Source organism: Parasynechococcus sp., from assembly GCF_042954245.1.
Classification (GTDB): Bacteria; Cyanobacteriota; Cyanobacteriia; order PCC-6307; family Cyanobiaceae; genus Parasynechococcus.
Window position 1 is genome coordinate 1 of record NZ_JBGKDP010000087.1, and the last position, 1,814, is coordinate 1,814.

1 protein-coding gene is annotated in these 1,814 nt (G+C 65.4%); it reads right to left on the reverse strand.

Going from position 1 to position 1,814, the window contains the following annotated elements:
• Positions 1-1,814, reverse strand: a 1,814-nt coding sequence (locus tag ACGVJ8_RS04200; protein WP_392345714.1) for a valine--tRNA ligase, incomplete at both ends; no start/stop codon positions are given.

Below are 1,814 nucleotides of genomic sequence, written 5' to 3' on the forward strand. Positions count from 1 at the left end.
TCCGCCGGCGCCATCACCGCCACCGACTCGGCTCGCGTCAACGCCGTGATGTCGGCCATGCCCTTGCTCAGCACCGCCGCCAGCTCGCCGCGGCCGGTGACGAAACGCACCGGCACCGATTGAGAGGGCTTCAGGCCAGCGACAGCCCGCAGGTTGCGCACCACACGGATGGCACCGATCAGCTCGGAGAAGGACGCTTCCAACGCATCATCCAGAGCGCTTTCATCCAGCTCCGGCCAGGGCTGCAGGGCCAGGAAGGTGGTCTCCGACTCGCCGGTGACGCTGTGCCAAAGCTCCTCGGTGAGGTGGGGCATCAATGGATGCAGCATCAGGTGCATCTGGCTGATCACCTTGGCCAGCACCTGCTTGGCCACCCGTTGATCGGCGAGGGCCTCGGCCGAGGGGTTGTCACCGGGATTCAGCCGCCGCTTGCTCAGCTCCAGGTACCAATCGCAGACGTCGTTCCAGGCGAACTCATACAGGCCCTTAGCCGCTTCCCCCAGGCCGTAGTTGCCGTAGCGCTCGGCGGTTTCCCGATTCACCCGGGCCAGGCGCGAGAGGATCCAACGATCGGCCAGCTGCAGGGCCGCGGGGTCGGGGTCACCGAGTTGGGCCGGCGTTTCGCCGCCCAGGTTCATCAGGGCGAAGCGGGTGGCGTTCCAGAGCTTGTTGGCGAAGTTGCGGGAGGCCTCCACCGTGGCAGAGGTGTCTTTCTTGCGGTCGTAATCCAGGCGAATGTCCTGACCAGCACCGGCCACTTCCCGCACCAGGGCGAAGCGCAGGGCATCGGTGCCGTAACGCTCGATCAGCAGCAGCGGATCGATGCCGTTGCCGGCGCTCTTGCTCATCTTGCGGTTCTGCTCATCCCGCACCAGGCCGTGGATGTAGACGTCCTGGAAGGGCATCTCGCCGGTGAAGGCGCCGGCCATCATCGTCATCCGGGCCACCCAGAAAAAGATGATGTCGAAGCCCGTCACCAGGGTGCTGGTGGGGTACCAGCGCTGCAGATCAGCGCTGCTCGCATCAGGCCAACCCAGGGTGGAGAAGGGCCACAGGCCACTGGAGAACCAGGTGTCGAGCACGTCTTCGTCCTGCTCGATCTCTGCCGCGGCGCCGTACTCCGCCTTGGCCTTCTCCAGGGCTTCGGCTTCGTTGCGGGCCACCACGTAGGGGGTGGTGTCGGTGTACTTGCCACCGGTTTCGCTGATCACAAACCAGGCGGGAATGCGATGACCCCACCAGAGCTGGCGGCTGATGCACCAGTCGCGGATGTCGGTGAGCCAGTCGCGGTAGACCTTCTCCCAGCGCTCGGGGATGAAGCGGGGATCCTGCTTCTCGAGGGCCTCACGGCAACGGGCCGCCAAAGGCTCGGTTTTGACGAACCACTGGGTGGAGAGCAGCGGCTCCACCGGCACCTTGCCGCGGTCGGAATAAGGAACGCTGTGGCGGTAGTCCTCCACCTTCACCAGCAGCCCCAACTCCTCCAAGCCGGCCACCACGGCCTTGCGGGCTTCAAAGCGATCCAGCCCCTCGAATTGGCCAGCTTCCTTGTTCATCGTGCCGTTCTTGCGCATCACCGTGATCTGGGGCAGACCGTGGCGCTGGCCGATGGCGAAATCGTTGGGATCGTGGGCCGGCGTCACCTTGACGCAACCGGTGCCGAAGTCCTTCTCCACGTGGTCGTCGGCCACGATCGGGATCTCACGACCCACAAAGGGCAGCGTGAGGGTCTGACCCACCAGATGGGCGTAGCGCTCGTCGGTGGGGTTCACCGCCACCGCCGTGTCGCCCAGCATCGTTTCGGGTCGGGTGGT